This is a genomic window from Limisalsivibrio acetivorans, from assembly GCF_000421105.1.
GTDB lineage: Bacteria > Chrysiogenota > Deferribacteres > Deferribacterales > Geovibrionaceae > Limisalsivibrio > Limisalsivibrio acetivorans.
On record NZ_ATWF01000001.1, the window covers coordinates 1,906,423 to 1,922,670 of the forward strand.

The following is a 16,248-nucleotide window of genomic DNA, read 5'->3' on the forward strand; positions in this document are numbered from 1 at the left end:
TTACCTCTCTATCCAGAAGAGCAGCCTGCCGCCACCACCGCCCTGATAACCTGGGGGTATAACGGGGGGCGTCTCCGGTGTTATACCTGTGTACCAGTCCGTGGTGTAGTTGTCCGCCTCAGTTAGATTATCCGCTGTAATGTCCTCAATGTTACCCCTGGAGAGCTGAAGGAAAACGGTGCTTGTGAAATCCTCCGACTTGTATGAGCCGTCATCACAGCTGTCGAAGATAGCCCTTCCACTTGCGCAGTTCATTCCCCAGAGCCTTGAACGGCCGCCGAAGGCGCAGACATCCGAAGAGGGCTCCGTTGTGGAGAAGAATACTACATTCATATCCTCCGCAGCAGCTGGATCGGATATAAGCCTCTCCATGATGTAGCTTCCGCTCTTCGGTTCCAGATCCTTCTTCCATGTGAACTTACCCTTTCCGGCAACGAGATCATCACAAACCTCGTCATTTGCATGGGCGGCGTTCAGGTTGCATGATCCGTCTTTACAGTCCTCAATATTAACTCCGTAGAGGAAGTTATTGTCGTTGGCGTTCTGCCCTTCCTCGTCCATCTTAAAGAACCATCGTCCGGTTCCGAAGTATATATAGTTCATGTTGAAGCAGTCCATATGAACAACACTGGATGTAATGGGCTTCCCTGCACTGTTGAATACGTTCCCCACATCCCAGTCCGCAGGGTCATCGGCATCGATGGATACTCCCACAACGTTTCCGGACCATGTGCTTCCTGAGAGCTGGTTAACGCCGAAGAATACGGTATCCGTATTTCCGTCTCCGCCGAAGTCAACCCCTTCGGTGAAGAGCCTTCCGCCGAAGGCGTTGTTGTATGAACTGAGTGCAGATTTTGCCACTGCGCCATCCACATAACCCAGCTTGGTAACGGTGTCTATGCCGTAGTTGGAATCGAGCTTGAGCGCGTATATTGTGAGCTCCATCCCGGCACTTCCCTCGGGATCCGAAGGACCGGAGGTGAACATAACGTACCGGTTGCTTCCTCTGGTTATGAATGCGGGACCTGAGTAGCTGTAACCGAGGTCTTTATCGGTGTATTCCCAGAGAAGCTGCGGGCTTGCCGGATCTGTTACGTCAAAGGCGTAGTATGCAGAGCGACCTACGCATCCGTCATCATCAACATCGGGGCATGTGTCCGATGGGGGGTTGGTGCAATCGGTACCTGTACACCCGCATACACCGCCGCCTAGCCGCATTCCGGCTATAAGTATGCGCTTGTCCACATAGCCGTCGTTGTTGGTGTCAAGCTCCGCTATGTACGGGGAGAGGTCGGAGTAATAGAGGTGGCAGTAGTCCTCATCGGGGAGATAGCGCAGGTATGGAAGGGCATTCTTAGGCACAAACGCCCATTCCTCTTTACCAAGACCGGAATGGCTGCAGTCCCCTCTGCTTGAGCAAAGCCTGCCCGCCTGGAATGAGTTGAGCCCGGTCTCCAGAACCTTCCCCACACGGAACGCATGGAGCATACCGTCGTTTGCACCTGTATAGACCATTGTGTAGTCGTTATAGTCCACGATGAGCGGCGTTGAATAGATTATATCCCCAAGCTTATATATATTGCCGTTCAGGAGCGTTCTGCTCCGGCATCCGGAAACATCGTATCCGTTTATGTAGTCCACCAGTGTGGACGGGCTTGAACCGAGGCATGCCGGGAAGGTGGATGTATCACCCAGCAGATCCTCAAAGGCGGCCACGGATGAGTTATCGAAGTTTATAAGTGTGGAGTTATCCACGTTTGTATAGATACTCCTTGTGGAAACCGACCTTGAGGAAAGAACCTCTCCAGCCTCCCACAGGTAGTTCGTATCATCCAGTGAGCTGTCCGAAGTGGCGGAAGTTCCATCTATCTCACCGTTGCAGTCGGAGGTGAATTTATCAATCTGCAGTGAACCGGCTTCATCGATGCGGAAGTCGAGGATGTAGTCACCCTGCCCCCCTGCAGCACCGCAGATGTCCAGGCTCTTATTGTTAATCGTATCTTCACGTATATTCTGCACGGTCTCTGTATTAAAGAACCAGTAAGAAAAGAGCTGGCCCACCCAGTTCAGGCTGTTGGACTGCTGGGCATCGCCGAAGTCCTTCTCGGGGTAGAACACAGCCTGGTTGAGGATAGATCCCTTGCTCTTTCTTTCCGAAAGGATAGAAACCGACGTACCGGAGGAGGTCTCCTTCATGATATCTGTAAACACGCGTGAGAGCTGCTCCTCCATCTCAAGGGGGTTCGTAATGTAGTAGTAGTTATCGGGAACGCCGTCTAAATCCTCGTCCCACTCGTTGTCGAGATCAGGTGTTCCACTGCCGTTCTTATCGCTGAAACCGCCGTACTTTGCGGCATACCAGAGGGGATCCTTAAGGAGGCTCGCCGTCGAGTCACCGGTATTAACCGTAAAGGTCTTCTCCCATGAAAGGGGCATACCTAGGTTTGTGAGGGTACTGCCGGCATCCACATCACGTACGGGGAGGTAAACGCCGTCATCAGTAGTTCCGGAGATAACAAAACCCATAACCTGGTCTATGGAGCCTGCGGCATAGGTCGATTCAAGGGAGATCTTCACATGGGAGTTATCCAGAACTTCGTAGGTGAACTCCACAATGGCGTCCATATCATGGTCTGCACCCTGCTCAACGTCCTCAAAATTGATCCGGAATTTTCCGGCGGAATCAGATATCGATTCTGCGTAGAAGTCCACGATGGTATCCGAAGGGCAGTATGCATCGCTGGAGCAGTTTGATATTGTAAGGCCGTATCCGTTTGCATTGTAGCTTAGGTCACACCTGCCTGCACAGTAAGTGCCCAGGTCATAGGAACCGCTGGTGGACTTTCCGATGGGAACAAGACTCACCGCCTGTCCGGCAACGTTGATCTTGATCTCCGGCACAGGAGAGGCCATGGCCACGGAGTAGTTCTCGATATTCTTAGTGTTGTCGCTTGCTATATTCGAGGCAAACTCGGTGTTTGCGTAGTACGCCAGGGCAGAGGTGTTGTATGTACCCATCTTTGTGGGCTCTTCGGGGCAGAGACCTTCTGCGCTGTCCAGATTACTGAGGGTCTTGGAGGAGCAGATGAAGTCCTCTATCACACCGTTCGTTCCGATGAAGTAGTTGCCTGAGACACTCTCCGTTGAGGACATGTTGCTGTAAAGTGTAGAGAGGTTATAGTTACTGAGATCCGCAGATGTTCCGGGGACTCCGTCTGCATCGTAGCTCGGATAAACATCGCTCAAAATGATTGTATAAGGCTTTGCGCATGAGGGAAATATATCGTAGGGCTGATCCGTCCAACCGGGGTTTGGGAGAGACAGGCCGCCGTCTGTATCAGAAGGGTTACTACTGTACGAAAAGTCCGACGTGGGGCTGGTTTCGCCGGCGAAATACCTTAGTGCCTCAAAGTACATCTCACCGATGGGGTTACCCCACATAAGGCATTCACCCTCACTAAGGGGCCTTGTGGTTATCCAGCCGCAGTTTGAATAGCTGTTTCCGCTATAGCTGAAATCAACGGTTCTCAGCCTGTCTATGGTCTGGATAATGCTCCCTTCTGTGGGTATGGATGAAACAAAGGTACCATCAGCATTTATTTCGTTGCCAACGGAGGTGATATTCTTTCTCACAACACCGCCGCTGAGGTTGTTGGTGTAGCTTCCTGTGATGAGACCGAAGTACATTGAAGCAGCCTCTATAGGGTTACCCTCTCCGCTTCCACAGGTTCCGTCACTGTCACCCATGCTCTTGGAACAGATGAGACTGCCGTCACCGTCACCGAAACGCTGAAGGAGGCCGGTGGGCTTATGTCCGCCGGAATATTCCGTACAGCTCTCCTCAAGACCTATACCTGAGTCACATACCTTAACCCTGCTGTAGAGCTTAGCATCGGGGGTTCCAAGAGTGGAGTCATCACAAACGGGACGTTCCTTGGAGGCCCATTCCCACACCCTTGCGGTTTCATCGAGCTGAACCTTTATGAGATGGGGATCGCCGGCGGAATCGGAGGTTACACAGAAGAGATGCCTCTCCGATGAGCCGTAGGTCACATCCCCTCCGCCGCCGGAGGGTGTTCCTGTATTTATGAATTCGCTTGTCTTAAGACGGCATATGCCGCTGGACGTATCCTCAATATTCGGTGCGTACATGGTTACACTGTCCGAATCGAGGTTTGTTTTATTGAAGATCTTGTAGTTTGTATCCTGGGGGGATTTGTAGTGGAGCTGTGCTCCATCCTGCCCTGTGGCTTCACGCACACGGACTATTACTCTATGCTCACCCTCGGTGAGGTTAATCGTTATACCATCGTTGACATCAGGACTACCTGCATAGCCCTGACATCCGTAGTCGGAGCTTATCACCGTTCCGTCCACCTCAACCTCGCCGCCGTCATCGGAGATTATGGAGAAGTTCCAAACACCCGCCTCGGAGGAGGGAACATCTATCTTAACAACATACATATAGTTACCGTGATCAACCATGTTCCCCTGGCCGTCGCTGTAGTCTATGCTCTCATAGTAATCGTGATCATCATACTCAACGGGGTCGAAGGTGTTGAGAAGATTCGCATGATCCGTTCCGCATCCTTTGTTGACTCCGTCCTCATAGGTAACCATAAGGACCTTACCTTCAACATCCCATGCAGCTTGGTCTATGGGGGTTGTACACTGTCCGAAATCGGGGGCAGCGTAGGGAGTGAGGTCACGGGTATCTGCTCCGTAGTATTCCTTTCCCCAGCTGTGGGCGTCTCTGGGTATATAAACTCCCTCAAGCACCGTTTCCGATGCGGTATCCGTACTCCTGTGCCCTCCGTAGAGGACCTTGCGCAGAACATCCATACGGGACATGGAGAGCCAGTTCAAAAAGTTTCCGCTCCATTCCCCGGTTCCACCGCAGTATTTATCACCTGTTTCGCTCACGGGGTTGAAACGGTTGTCCGAGGTGCTGTAGGTATAGCATTTGTAGGAATCGAAGTAGCCGTAGTAGTCTATGGAATGCTTGTAGCCTATGTCGACATTTCCGTCCTCGTCCAGATCCTGAGCATCGTTATAGGCTTCGTAGTAGAGCTTGTGGTCACGCCCCATAACCATCATGACAAGGGGGGAGGCCTGGGCGGAAATGAAGGGGGGCATGGAACAGTAGTCCTCCATCGCTGCCTGCGAGGTGCCGATAAAGAGCATAAATACTACAGTAATATATAAAAACTTTTTCATTCTAGTAATCCTCCACAGCAATCTCATAGACAATCTTACCGATAACCTTCAGCCTGACACTGTCACCCCTGTCCACATTTCTCAAAGAGATAACCTTCTCCTCGAAACGTCCGTCTTTATTAGACACCTTGACGATTAGCGCTTTTTCATCAACGCTGTATGTGACACCGCCGACCTGCAGGGTGTTTCTCCCCTGGTCCTGAACATTTCCGGTAATATATGAATGCCCCGAGGCGAAAGCCCCAACGGCTAATAGAAGTGACCCTAGAAGGATAATGATTGTACGTTTCATTGAAACCCCCGCCTGTCGATACTTCGAGTATTATACTATAGCCCATACTTCAAATGAATGCGAGGCGAACAGACTATTACCCCACAATATAAAGATTAAGCATGAGAGGAAGAAAAAACAGGTATTTTTTACATAGGGGGAAAAGTTTTATCCCTGAGACCTGAAAAGACCGCTGTAGGCTGATGGAAGAAAAGCTGTCTTCCCTGATATTCCGATATCTTCCAGGGAAGCAAGGTGGCTGAAGCCCATCCTCAAGCAGTCCTCTTCGGCAAAGTTGGAGTAGAGACTGACCCTGCACCCCTCATTTATACTCTTCAAGTTGAAGGCGGTCTGTCTGTTTATCTGGTATTCAATAAAAAGCGACTCAAGCATGGACGAGGCTGAGGCGTGGTCAAAAAAGTCCTTGAAGAAGCTGTTTCCATAACCGTCCGGACACTGTGCAAAGAAGTATATATCAGCTCCATCCTTTGCCACTGCCGCCGCTTTATCAAGGGATTTCTGCGCCTGCACCATATTGATATCCTTGGGGAATCCTCCACAAGACACGATGAGTGTGTCGTATTTCTCAGGTACGGACACAACGGCACGCTCGTCCAGCATCTCGCAAGCCTTGTGGTGGGCCATGAATAGATCGCCGCAGACCATCTCTACTATGTTTCCTGCATCATCAAGGATAGTATTCACAGAGAAGAAGGTGTGCCCTGCCCTGCTTATCATAACGGCATCGACGATATCATCGTGGACAGGGTTGCCCCGCAGATTGCCGTTTCTACAGTCCTTATGCCTGCTTCTCGCCACAGGATCCAGAACAAGCTGGTGGTTCCTTAGGATGCTCTTCTTTGCGGCTATCCCGGGGAATATGAGCTTGCGCCCTCCGCCGTATCCGGCGAAGTAGTGGTAGCTCACGGAGCCTATGGGTATGATAAGGTCATGCTCGCGGTAGGCCTTGTTTATAAGGACTGGGGTTTTACCCTTGGATATGCCGTAGAAGTCGTTCATATCCATATCTTCACAGTCGTGGGGGAGGATGCGGTCCTTGACCTTTTCGTATATTTCAGGTGTCAGAACCCCGCTCATCTCCTCTTCGGTCATGGGGCGGTGGGTTCCGATGGCGAAGATGAAGGAATAATCACGCCCCGCCTGCTCGAGGATACCTATCATACGCTCAATAAAGCGCTCAAGGCCGGACTTGCGGGTGACATCGGGCACTATAAACAGAGCCCTTTCGCAGGATGCGGCCATCTCCGTAAAACCTTCGGAGTAGATGCATTTCTCCATGCGCTCAATTATCCCCTCATCGCTGAGAGGCCCACCCATGGAAGAGGGTGCAAGTATATCTATCTTTTTATCAAGATTCAGGGAAAGCTTTTGCTTCCCCCAGGGGATTTCTATCCTATCCGCCGATTCCGGACATTGTGCGCTTATATCTTTCATTCCTCTTATCCGCCACCACGTGGTGTTCCTTTTCCTTCTTGCAGAGAGCGCCGGAGATAGCCTCTATAAGACCCTCACGGTCACGCTTTCTTATGGGTTCCTTGAGGTCGTATTCCTCCTCTGTGAGGAGGCAGGGGCGGAGCTTTCCGTCCGCTGTGAGCCTCAGTTTATCGCATTCGGAGCAGAAATGGTTCGATATGGGGGTTATGATGCCAACCCTGCCGCCGTTGGAGAGGCGGTAGTTTTTGGCGGGCCCGGCATGGTGCTCCTTCTTTATCTCTTCGTAGTCGTATTTTTCGCCGATTATCTTAAGCATTTCGCTTCCGAGGACGATATTCTCCTGCTTCCAATCTGGGGAGTTGCCGATGGGCATAAACTCTATAAAACGTGCTACAACACCGGAGCGAACGGAGAAATCGCAGAAGTCATGGATCTCATCGGCGTTAAAACCTCTAATGACAACGGTATTCGTCTTTATCGGATCAAGACCCGCCTTCTTTGCGATGTAGAGGCTCTTAAGGAGTCTGTCCAGATCAAAGCCCCCCGTTATGTCACGGTATCTTTCGGGGCGGAGGGAATCCAGACTGATGTTCACCCTTCTGATGCCAGCGGCAACTATCTCATCGGCGAACTTTTCCAGCAGGGAACCGTTTGTGGTGAGGGTAACCTCTTCGATCCCCTTTACGTCGGTAAGCATGTGCATGAAGTCGGTAACACCCTTACGTACAAGGGGCTCACCGCCGGTTACACGTATCTTCTCAACGCCCATCTCGGCAAATACACTGCAGGCGAAGAGCATATCCTCAAAGCTGAGGATACAGGAATGGGAGAGGTGCTCGAACTCACCCTCCGGCATGCAGTATTTGCAGTGGAAGTTGCATCTGTCCGTCACGGAAACACGCAGGTAGCGTATCCTCCGGCCGAACTTGTCCGCAAGGCTTTTACTCATAGATATCCTCTTCCTTTATCTCACGCTTGCGCCCGAAGATAGAGGCTATAAGAATGCTTATCTCGTAAAGGATGATAAGGGGTCCTGCCATCATCATCTGAGTAAAAACATCGGGCGGAGTGATTATAGCCGCAACCACAAATATGCCGAAGAGGGAATAGCGCCTGTTTCTGCGCATCATATCGGCTGTGAGAAGACCCATCTTCGCAAAGAAGAATGTAAAAACGGGGAGCTCGAAAACGATGCCAAAGCCGAGGATAAGCCTTACAACGAAGCTGAGGTACCATTGTATGGAGAGGTTTGCCGTAACATCACCCTGCGCATATGTCAGGAAGAAACGGAAACCGAAGGGGAAAACAAGGTAATAAGCAAACGCCGCACCGAGAAAGAAGAGGAGCGATGAACTGAATACAAAGCCCACCACAAACTTCTTCTCATGGACATAAAGCCCGGGAGCGATAAACTTCCACCCCTGATAGAATATAAAGGGCATGGAGAAGAACAGCGCCGCCATGAGCGAAAGCTTAAGCTGGGTGAAGAAACCTTCTGTAAGCTTAAGCATCGACATTGTCGAAGCCTGCGGCAGCACCTCAATGAGCGGTGCAGTTACGAAGTTGAAAAAGAACTCCCTCTGCCAGTAGCAGACACAGAAGATTGCTATCAGCAGAATGAGTACATATATGATACGTTTACGCAGTTCTTCCAGATGGTCCATCAGCGGACTTTGTGCTTCAATTCCGCTTTGCTCTGTTTTAGCCATTTAGATTTATATCCTTTGTATAGTTATATTAATTCTGTACCTGCTGTTTTTTGCCTTCCTCTTCCTCTACGGAAGAGCTCTCCTCAGTCCTGTTCTGCTCAGCCTTGGGAGCCTCGCTCTTAGCCTCGGAGTTTTCATCCACTGGCTCTGCCTCCACCGTTTCCACGGTTTTCGCCGAAGTATCCTCACGCCTGCGGGTCTCTCTATGCTGTTCCTTGTAGCTGTCCCTGCTTACACCGCCGGAGGTCTTGGAGGGCTCGTCATCAATATTAACGGCCTCCTTGAGATCGCTCAGGGAACGCTTAAACTCCGCATATCCTTTACCGAGGGATTTTGCAAGCTCAGGCAATTTTTTAGGACCGACAACCAGAAGACCAATAATCAATATAAGCGAAACTTCCGCCATTCCGAGTCCAAACATCGCACACCTCTGTTGCATAATATTTATTTGTGTACAAAAATCAAGATGGTTTCACCATATTTACATAGCGGCATCCAGGTGATAACATTAACAGATGGAAAACCACTATAAGGGCCACAGGCAAAGACTCAGGGAGAAATTCCTTAAAAACCCCTCCGGGATGTTCGATTACGAGATAATCGAGCTCCTGCTCGGCTATGTTATACCTAGGCGGGATGTGAAACCCCTTGCCAAGGATATGGTACAGTATGCCGAAGGTCTGAGCGGCCTGCTCAAAACCGATTACAAGGAAATAGACGGTGCGGGCCCCGAAGTCCAGCGTTTTTTTGCGATCATACGGGAATTTATTTTCCGAATAGAGTACGAAACCGCAAGGGAGGAACGCTTAGCCCTCGAAAATGCTGAGGACGTATACCGCTTTCTCCGCTATCTCATCGGCATGTCCGAGAAGGAAAACTTCATCACAATATTTCTGGACCGAAACAAAAAGCTCCTCGGTCACGAGAATATCTCCAGAGGAACTGTGGACAGAACCGCTGTCTTCCCGAGAGAGGTTGCCGAAGCCTCCCTGAAGTACAGAGCCTCCTTCGTAATTATAGCCCATAACCACCCCTCCGGCAGCCTTACACCGAGCAAAGAGGATATAGACATAACATCACGGGTACAGATGGCCCTTGAAACCCTTGATATAGCACTCCTTGATCATATTATAGTCACAGAGGAGGCTTATTTGAGTCTCAGACAGCACGATCTTATATGAATGATTGTTAAGCGGAGGGAAAGATGAAGGTTTTTCTTACAGGTTCCACAGGATTTGTCGGAAGCAGAGTTATGCAGGAGCTCCTTGATCAGGGATACGAGGTTAAGGCTCTTGTGCGTGACAAAGAGGTGCCCGAAGGTGTTGAGGCTGTGCGGGGGGATATTTTAGAACCCGAAAGCTTTGAGGGTGCCCTCGGAGATGTTGATGCTGTTATCCACCTCATCGGCATTATCAGAGAGTTCCCTGCAAAAGGTGTAACCTTCGAAAAACTCCATTATCAGGCATCTGTGAACATAATCGATGCCGCTGAGAGGGCTGGTATAAAGAGATTCATACACATGTCCGCAAACGGCTCCCGAGCAGATGCGGTGAGCGATTACCATAAAACGAAGTACAAGGCCGAGGAGCATCTTAGAAACTCATCCCTCGAATGGACCATTATGCGTCCCTCACTTATATACGGCCCCGGAGACTCCTTTATAAACATGCTTGCAGGATACATGCGCAAAGCCCCTGCTTTCACCTATTTCGGTGATGGAAGCTATCCCATGCAGCCGGTGAGCGTACACGAGGTTGCGGAGATCTTCGTGAACTCCATCAAAACACCCGAAACCGTAGGGAAGCTCTACCCCGTTTGCGGAAACAGAGTGTTCACCTATAAACACCTTCTAAAGAAGATAATGCACGCCATCGACCGCGGCATGCCCCTACTACCAGTTCCGGAATTTGCAGTCAGCTTCGGCATCACACTATTCGGCGGCCTTTCCTTCTTCCCCATTACAAGGGACCAGTTCATAATGCTCACCGAAGGGAACACCTGCGAGGATAGAGAAGTTTTTGATACTGTGGATGTAACAGAAAGAAACTTCGACGAAGAGATAAAGACTTATCTCTGAGACTTGAAAAATTGTCATATTTGAATATTATTAGAAAGTCTTCGAAATGAAGAATACCATAGGAGCTATCCTAGTAATTGTGGAGCAGATATGAAATCACTGGTTCTTAGAACTGTTGTCGCGGTAATGCTTATATTCGCCTTCATCGGCTGTGAAAGAAAGGGTGCAGACTCTGATGTCGATGTTTCCGATGTTAACCTTGAAAAGGTATCCTCAGGAGTTGTCTCCAGATTTAAAAAGGAAAACAAGGGTAAGGTTCTCCTTGTGAACTTCTTCGCCTCTTGGTGTCCGCCATGCAGAGGGGAAACCCCCGATTTTGTTGAGACCTATAATGAAATGAGCGACCGCCTCACCATCATAGGCCTGTCTACGGACGCAAAGCCTAATGATGCAAAGAAGTACATAAAAGAGTTTAACGTCACTTACCCCGTCTATCTTGCGGACAGGTCACTCAGTGCGGAATACGGGATTAACACCATACCAACCAACATTATATACAAACCGGACGGAACGCTTCTCGATATAATTGTCGGGCCCATAACAAAAAAGGACCTCATTTACATCGTTGAGAAGTACACTGACTCCGGAAGCTAAAAGGTAGGAATTAATTTGTTGTTGAATTTTAATAAGTCCGTTCTATCTTTGAAAGGGTGAAGGCAAATATGCCGGAGGACATGAACATGTATGAAATTGGCGTGAAGTGCGTTATCAAAGAACCGCTCACCTCCCGCTATCTCCTCATGATGGAGACTATCTGCGGTGACTACCTTCTCCCCATCACAATCGGATCTTTTGAGGCAGAGGCTATCTACAGCGAACTTAACAAGATTCCCTCGCCAAGACCTATGACCTATGACTTCATATCTGGAATACTTTCAAGCATCGATAAAGTAAGGGTCCTCAGCCTCGTTATCGACGATGTGAAAGAAGGTGTCTATACAGCGAAGATGGAGCTCGACTGCGGCGGTGAACAGAAAACCATGGACTGCAGACCATCGGACGGAATCGCCATAGCCCTCAGACTGAGCACACCAATATTCATAGATGAAGAGGTTCTCGCAAAAAGCAGCTGTATCGACAGAACATGCCTCAGCGAGCAGGAGGAGAGAACGCTATTCAACATAGTAGACGATCAGGGGACAACCTTCTGGAATGTCTGAGATGAAGATAGCGGTCCTCCAAATGAACGTCACCGAGGACCCGAACGAGAACATTGAGAAAGCCACCAAGCTCACAGAGCACCTTGAAGGCTACACCATACTACTACCCGAACTCTTTACCACAGGATTCCGCTATCCCCTGATACGCTCACTCGAGCAAAACCATCATGACATAGTCGACAAGCTCCCATCATCAAACAGATACATGGGGAGCGTAGTGCGCAACAACGGGGATGAGCGTTTCAATTCTTTCTTCATAAAGGACTCAAAAGGAACCAGGTTCCCCTATGATAAAAAGCACCTCTTCCCACTTATGGATGAAGATAAAAACTTCGCACCGGGAAACCGTAAGGGCATAGTCAACCTTGACGGGATTAAGTGCGGAACCTCCATATGCTTCGATCTACGCTACCCGGACAGAGACCACTTCTGCGAAGCTCCCCAGATCATCTTCGCCGCTGCACAATGGCCCGCTGTGCGCAAAAAGCACCTCAGAGCTCTTGTGAGCGCAAGGGCTGTGGAAAACCAGTGCTGGTTTGTTCTCTGCAACGCCGCAGGAAACATAGGTGGTGCACTATTCGGCGGCGGCTCCATAATACTCACACCATGGGGCGAAACAGCCGTTGATGCCCACGATACAGAGGATGCGCTCCTCACCTTCGATGCCGATCTCGACTCCGTTACCGAAGTAAGAAAAACCATACCCATCGACCGTAAGCCGTAAACACCATATCCGGCTAAACTTGTCAAATAATCTCATTATTCATTAATAAGGCTAAGGGGAAATTTTTAGGGAAAACTTTCCCCTTAGAATCCCCTCAAAAACCCCTTTATCTGTCTGAAGACTTTCCCATCCATGGAAATTATTCTGCCGTTCGAAGAAAGAAGCTTCCTTCTCACTTACGCAAGCGAGCTTTCATCCATGAAAGCTCATGCAAATCATACGTTTAAAGGTTGATATGTAACAGGCTTCCATGGATGGAAGCCCTGAAGGCGAAACTAAATTGAATTGTATTCAATTTATGTAGCCGGAAGTACAAGAGGGCAAGGTCTCCTTGCTCGAACAACAATAATCAACTAATCCAGATACAACCTTCGTATCTCTTCATACCTTTTCCTGTTAACGCCGAAATCGTAGTAACCGATCCTCGCCTTTGAAAAGTAGCCGAGTGCGCCGTTCATGGGAATTATGATAATATCATCCTTATATTTGAAGAATCTCGATTTGGCCAGCGCCCTTAACTCGTTTTCAGTAAGCTTTGTTACCTCTGTACGGGGGAGGGCATCGATTATACCTGCAAGCTCCTTTAGAGAACTCTCTACACTCTCTTTAACTGGGAGCGGCTCGACATAAAACTTGTCCCTTTCATCCGCACTAGAGACGCATAGCGGTCTGCTGTCGCATTTAGGCAGTCCGTCCTTTACTGAATAAGATACCGAGGAGCAACCGCCCATTAGTACGGCACTCAAAAGTATTGAAGCTGTGAAATATTTCATGTTGATCCCCCCTTCATATAAGAACTTAACAGAGATATATCCTAGTGACTATAAAATACTTAAGCTTGTTTCAATTATCCACTTACAGATAAAATTACAAGTAATTTACAAAACACTAGTTTAATACTGTTAACATTTATGAAAAGGGGGTTTGTTATGGGAAGAAGTATCACGACTAATTTTACGATGTTCGAAGCTTTGGGTCATGCGGTGATCTGGATAATTCTGAGCGTTATAACCTTTGGGATCGCAGCATTCTTCGCTCCGTATTCGATAGCTAAGTTTTTTATTAACCGTACAGAGATAACTGTAGATGGTAAAAGGTACATACAGCAGTGCAACGTTGAGCTTTTAGGGAATCTGGGACATCTGCTCCTTTGGGTTCTTATTGTTATTGTTACCTTTGGTTTAGGCTATTTCCTTTATATCTATCATGTCTGGGTATACTGCATCTCTAAGACGGAGCTTATCCCTGCACAATAAGGTGTGGGGTACATTAATGTGGTAGTATAACTGGTAAGGTGTACTTTACAGCTACAATCATTTGACCGGGATGTGCTATGCAGGCAATTAAAGAGAAAATCTGGTATTTATTTTATATCGTTTTAATTTTTGGTTTAATCATTCTGTGCTTTGTGTCATATAGCCTCAAAAATGATATAACCAGCGACTATAAAAAGCTTAATATCCAACAAACTGATCTCATCTATAATGTTATACATTCCCTGCTGGCCACAAACGAAAACATGCTCGATATGCTCGGAAAAGAGATTGCCGAGAAGCACAGGGGGAATGAGTCTGTAAAGAACCCTGAAATCTTCCAAAGCTACCTTGAGCTTGATACTTCCGTTATAGCTCTCGGGCTTCTACGCCCTGACGGCAGGTATACCGCTGTTAGCAATAATCTTAACCCAGATGACCTCCCTAACCTTCTGGAGCAGGAAGAGAGCAGAAACACTTTCCTGAAAACATTGAACTGGGACAAGATGATACTTGGGCGGACCTATTATTTTAAGCCTTTGAATGAGTACGTTATTCCCATCAGAAAGGCTGTGCGTGATAATAAGGATAGTAATAAGGTTATTGCTGTGATAGCCGCCGCACTCACACTCGGCGACTCGGCAAAGCTCTTCAACAACAATCTTCATTTCGGTAATGAAAACAACATCATTATCCATCGTGAGTTTGACGGCTATATCCAGTATGCCTCCCAAAGTTACATCAGGGAGGGTATATACGATGAACCTATCTCTGAAGAGATACTCGAAAGAGGGAAATCTCTGATTGAAAAGAAAACAGGGCTCCCGATAGATGAGGTGATGAGAAATGGGGAAATCGTTACCATAGAGCAGACTGAAGGAGTAAGCGTGCCAATGATTATCTCTGCCCGGTACGATCCCAGGTATGAGATATGGATATCATCAACCATACAGAAATCTTTCATCGTAAGAGAGTGGTTAAGGCTCACTGCCATTATATTTGCATCCGGGGCTGCCTTTTATATTGTCCTGTTCTTCATGTTTCTTAAGGTTGCCCGTACGGATAAGGAGCTGAAGAAATCACTTCAGAAGCAGGCAAACAGGGATTACCTCACAGGGCTTTACAACAGAAATTACCTGAGATACCGCATAGGAGAATGGATAAACGATGATAAGCAACCCTTTACGCTCCTTTATCTTGATATGGATAATTTCAAGGATGTAAACGACAGCTTTGGGCATGTCTTCGGGGATAAGGTTCTTATTGAGATATCGGCAAGGATCAAATCTGAGCTTGAGAAAACATCTATGTTGATCAGGCAGGGTGGTGATGAATTCCTCATATTCAGCAGGGTAATTGATGATGAAACAATCGTCAGGGATTCACGCAAGCTACTTGATCACATCTCCAAGCCTTACACCATAGATGGACAGACTTTTTTACTTGGTGGAAGTGTTGGGCTTGCAAAGTATCCCGAACACGGAGAAACGCTTGATGATCTCATACGCTCGGCAGATGTTGCGATGTATGAGGCCAAGAAGCGTAAGGGCAACATAAGCATGTTTGCCCCGGGTATGGAGGCTAAGGAGCTCAAACGTATCCACATGCATCAGGAGTTGAAGGGGGCTGTTGAAAGGGGCGAGCTGTTCATGGTATATCAGCCCCAGGTCGACAGGGATGAGAAGGTGTGCGGCATAGAGTCGCTGGCCAGATGGAGCAACAGGGAGCTCGGTTTTGTGCCTCCTGACAAGTTTATTGCTGTAGCTGAATCATCCGGCATCATAGAAGAGATTGGTGAATTCATTATCAACAGTGTTCTTACAGACATTAAGGATATTCATTCGGTTTTTGGCTGCCCCTCGGTTTCGATAAATATTTCAGTTAAGCAGTTTATGCAGGCAGATTTTGTGGATAAGCTCCAGCAGGCGATTAATGATTCACTTAAAAATGAGTGCGGAAACATAAAGATTATACTGGAGATAACAGAAAACCTCTTTATAGAGGATCTGGACCATGTTCTCCCTGTACTGCATAGCCTGCGTGATTCAGGTATTATGATATCACTTGATGATTTCGGTACCGGCTATTCATCCCTGAGCCTCCTCAAGGCGCTCCCCATTAATGAGCTCAAGATAGACAAATGCTTCGTTGATGACATGCTTACTAACGAGACATCCAGTCAGATGGTTAAAAATATTATTGATATTGGCAAAAACATGGGCTTTGCAGTTTTGGCAGAGGGCGTCGAAAGCCGAGAACAGATGGAGAAGCTCAAGGAATATGGCTGTGATTCATTCCAAGGCTACTACTTCTCAAGGCCTATCCCGAAGGATGAGCTTATAAAGTATCTGAGAAAATAAAAAAACCCCGCTGAATTAACAG

14 protein-coding genes are annotated in these 16,248 nt (G+C 48.2%); 7 read left to right on the forward strand and 7 right to left on the reverse strand.

The features are described from left to right. The 6 genes from K300_RS16235 to K300_RS0109090 all read right to left on the reverse strand — a co-directional run bounded on the left by K300_RS16235 (nt 1) and on the right by K300_RS0109090 (nt 9,073). Nucleotides 1–5,217, reverse strand: a complete 5,217-nt coding sequence (locus K300_RS16235) for a pilus assembly protein (protein ID WP_022851357.1) — start codon at nt 5,215–5,217, stop codon at nt 1–3. Nucleotide 5,218: 1 nt separating this feature from the next. Next, nucleotides 5,219–5,509, reverse strand: a complete 291-nt coding sequence (locus K300_RS0109070; RefSeq protein WP_022851358.1) for a hypothetical protein — start codon at nt 5,507–5,509, stop codon at nt 5,219–5,221. Nucleotides 5,510–5,656: 147 nt separating this feature from the next. After that, nucleotides 5,657–6,943: a nickel-dependent lactate racemase family protein gene (locus K300_RS0109075; RefSeq protein ID WP_022851359.1), complete on the reverse strand. Its 1,287-nt coding sequence runs from the start codon at nt 6,941–6,943 to the stop codon at nt 5,657–5,659. Next, nucleotides 6,903–7,892 carry a GTP 3',8-cyclase MoaA gene (moaA, locus tag K300_RS0109080; protein WP_022851360.1) on the reverse strand — a complete coding sequence of 330 codons (990 nt, stop codon included), beginning with the start codon at nt 7,890–7,892 and terminating at the stop codon, nt 6,903–6,905. The genes K300_RS0109075 and moaA overlap by 41 nt, the downstream gene beginning before the upstream one ends. Next, nucleotides 7,885–8,652, reverse strand: coding sequence for a twin-arginine translocase subunit TatC (gene tatC, locus K300_RS0109085; protein WP_022851361.1), 768 nt, complete (start codon nt 8,650–8,652; stop codon nt 7,885–7,887). The genes moaA and tatC overlap by 8 nt, the downstream gene beginning before the upstream one ends. A gap of 28 nt (nt 8,653–8,680) precedes the next feature. Continuing rightward, nucleotides 8,681–9,073, reverse strand: coding sequence for a twin-arginine translocase TatA/TatE family subunit (locus tag K300_RS0109090; protein WP_022851362.1), 393 nt, complete (start codon nt 9,071–9,073; stop codon nt 8,681–8,683). 94 nt (nt 9,074–9,167) lie between these two features. On the opposite strand from K300_RS0109090, the gene K300_RS0109095 reads away from it, so the two are divergent. From K300_RS0109095 to K300_RS0109115, 5 genes are all read left to right on the forward strand, one after another. After that, nucleotides 9,168–9,833: a JAB domain-containing protein gene (locus K300_RS0109095; RefSeq protein ID WP_022851363.1), complete on the forward strand. Its 666-nt coding sequence runs from the start codon at nt 9,168–9,170 to the stop codon at nt 9,831–9,833. A gap of 23 nt (nt 9,834–9,856) precedes the next feature. Next, complete coding sequence (locus tag K300_RS0109100) at nt 9,857–10,729, forward strand: complex I NDUFA9 subunit family protein (protein ID WP_022851364.1); 873 nt, start codon at nt 9,857–9,859, stop codon at nt 10,727–10,729. A gap of 90 nt (nt 10,730–10,819) precedes the next feature. Next, nucleotides 10,820–11,323, forward strand: coding sequence for a TlpA family protein disulfide reductase (locus tag K300_RS16240; RefSeq protein WP_022851365.1), 504 nt, complete (start codon nt 10,820–10,822; stop codon nt 11,321–11,323). A gap of 86 nt (nt 11,324–11,409) precedes the next feature. Beyond that, nucleotides 11,410–11,889, forward strand: a complete 480-nt coding sequence (locus tag K300_RS0109110) for a bifunctional nuclease family protein (protein ID WP_022851366.1) — start codon at nt 11,410–11,412, stop codon at nt 11,887–11,889. Further along, nucleotides 11,882–12,613, forward strand: coding sequence for a nitrilase-related carbon-nitrogen hydrolase (locus K300_RS0109115; protein ID WP_022851367.1), 732 nt, complete (start codon nt 11,882–11,884; stop codon nt 12,611–12,613). Before K300_RS0109110 ends, K300_RS0109115 begins: the two co-directional genes overlap by 8 nt. A 353-nt stretch (nt 12,614–12,966) precedes the next feature. Here the strand turns inward: K300_RS0109115 and K300_RS15200 are convergent, their stop codons facing one another. Then, the gene (locus K300_RS15200) at nt 12,967–13,386 is read right to left on the reverse strand and encodes a DUF1499 domain-containing protein (protein ID WP_081646941.1); all 420 of its coding nucleotides are present in this window, start codon (nt 13,384–13,386) and stop codon (nt 12,967–12,969) included. Between the two features lie 156 nt (nt 13,387–13,542). Here K300_RS15200 and K300_RS0109125 point away from each other — a divergent pair, with 156 nt between their 5' ends. Next, entirely contained in the window at nt 13,543–13,869 is a 327-nt protein-coding gene (locus K300_RS0109125) for a DUF6693 family protein (protein ID WP_022851368.1), read from the forward strand. Nucleotides 13,870–14,021: 152 nt separating this feature from the next. Further along, complete coding sequence (locus K300_RS0109130) at nt 14,022–16,226, forward strand: bifunctional diguanylate cyclase/phosphodiesterase (RefSeq protein WP_162139873.1); 2,205 nt, start codon at nt 14,022–14,024, stop codon at nt 16,224–16,226. The last annotated feature ends 22 nt before the right edge of the window (nt 16,227–16,248 follow it).

Bases quoted from the DNA above. Each gene is read 5' to 3' on its own strand.
- K300_RS0109110 (WP_022851366.1), top strand. From the start codon at position 11,410: ATGTATGAAATTGGCGTGAAGTGCGTTATCAAAGAACCGCTCACCTCC.
- K300_RS0109095 (WP_022851363.1), top strand. From the start codon at position 9,168: ATGGAAAACCACTATAAGGGCCACAGGCAAAGACTCAGGGAGAAATTC.
- K300_RS0109125 (WP_022851368.1), top strand. From the start codon at position 13,543: ATGGGAAGAAGTATCACGACTAATTTTACGATGTTCGAAGCTTTGGGT.
- K300_RS16235 (WP_022851357.1), bottom strand. From the start codon at position 5,217: ATGAAAAAGTTTTTATATATTACTGTAGTATTTATGCTCTTTATCGGC.
- K300_RS0109115 (WP_022851367.1), top strand. From the start codon at position 11,882: ATGTCTGAGATGAAGATAGCGGTCCTCCAAATGAACGTCACCGAGGAC.
- moaA (WP_022851360.1), bottom strand. From the start codon at position 7,892: ATGAGTAAAAGCCTTGCGGACAAGTTCGGCCGGAGGATACGCTACCTG.
- K300_RS0109100 (WP_022851364.1), top strand. From the start codon at position 9,857: ATGAAGGTTTTTCTTACAGGTTCCACAGGATTTGTCGGAAGCAGAGTT.
- K300_RS0109070 (WP_022851358.1), bottom strand. From the start codon at position 5,509: ATGAAACGTACAATCATTATCCTTCTAGGGTCACTTCTATTAGCCGTT.
- K300_RS16240 (WP_022851365.1), top strand. From the start codon at position 10,820: ATGAAATCACTGGTTCTTAGAACTGTTGTCGCGGTAATGCTTATATTC.
- K300_RS0109075 (WP_022851359.1), bottom strand. From the start codon at position 6,943: ATGAAAGATATAAGCGCACAATGTCCGGAATCGGCGGATAGGATAGAA.
- tatC (WP_022851361.1), bottom strand. From the start codon at position 8,652: ATGGCTAAAACAGAGCAAAGCGGAATTGAAGCACAAAGTCCGCTGATG.
- K300_RS15200 (WP_081646941.1), bottom strand. From the start codon at position 13,386: ATGAAATATTTCACAGCTTCAATACTTTTGAGTGCCGTACTAATGGGC.
- K300_RS0109090 (WP_022851362.1), bottom strand. From the start codon at position 9,073: ATGTTTGGACTCGGAATGGCGGAAGTTTCGCTTATATTGATTATTGGT.